The 709-nt window shown below is 63.9% G+C and carries 2 protein-coding genes; both read left to right on the top strand.

Annotated features, from left to right (window positions below; all coding sequences use genetic code 11):
* The first annotated feature begins 8 nt into the window (after positions 1-8).
* The gene (locus EOA28_RS37625) at positions 9-359 is read left to right on the top strand and encodes a nitrile hydratase accessory protein (protein WP_127252725.1); all 351 of its coding nucleotides are present in this window, start codon (positions 9-11) and stop codon (positions 357-359) included.
* Between the two features lie 129 nt (positions 360-488).
* Positions 489-709, top strand: a 221-nt coding sequence (locus EOA28_RS37620) for an AAA family ATPase (protein ID WP_148671205.1), incomplete at its 3' end; no start/stop codon positions are given.

Raw genomic sequence — 709 nt, 5'->3', positions numbered from 1 at the left:
GAGCTATCTTGAGCCGGCATGAAGGCGCCTTGCCGGCGGGCTTCGACGAGCCGGTCTTCGCCGAGCCGTGGCAGGCCGAAGCCTTCGCCCTGACCGTTGCGCTGCACGGCAAAGGCCTGTTTTCGTGGAGCGAATGGGCGGAGGCTCTGTCCGCCGAGGTGAAGCAACCTGGCGCGGCGAGCGACGGGCATGATTACTACGAGCACTGGCTGGCGGCGCTGGAGAAGCTGCTGGCGGTCAAGGGCGTTGCCGGCAAGAATGATGTCGATGCGCTCGCCGCCGCCTGGGAACGCGCCGCCCATGCGACGCCGCATGGCAAGCCGATCCTGCTCGAGAATGATCCGGGCGCTAGCCGGTAAACTTTGTTCTCTTTACGTTCCTATTTCCGGCTGATAGCCTGGGCTATCGAAGGTGGCGCTTTGTCGCCGACAACGGTCGGTATTGCGGCCAATCTTGTCTTTCGCTTGCGAATCCGGTCTGTCGCACTGATGGAATTTTCTCCCCAACAGGATGAGGCTCTGAAGGCAGTCGGACGCTGGCTCAAAGATGGCCGGCCGCAGGTCTTTCGGCTGTTCGGCTATGCCGGCACCGGCAAGACGACGCTGGCGCGCTATTTTGCCGAGCATGTCGACGGCCAGGTGCAGTTCGCCGCCTTCACCGGCAAGGCAGCGCAGGTGCTGCGCTCCAAGGGGGCGACCAACGCCCGCAC

It is taken from the genome of Mesorhizobium sp. M2A.F.Ca.ET.067.02.1.1 (assembly GCF_004023285.1).
Lineage (GTDB): Bacteria > Pseudomonadota > Alphaproteobacteria > Rhizobiales > Rhizobiaceae > Mesorhizobium.
The sequence above is the reverse complement of the archived record's forward strand: the minus strand, read 5'-3'. Positions and strand labels throughout refer to the sequence as shown.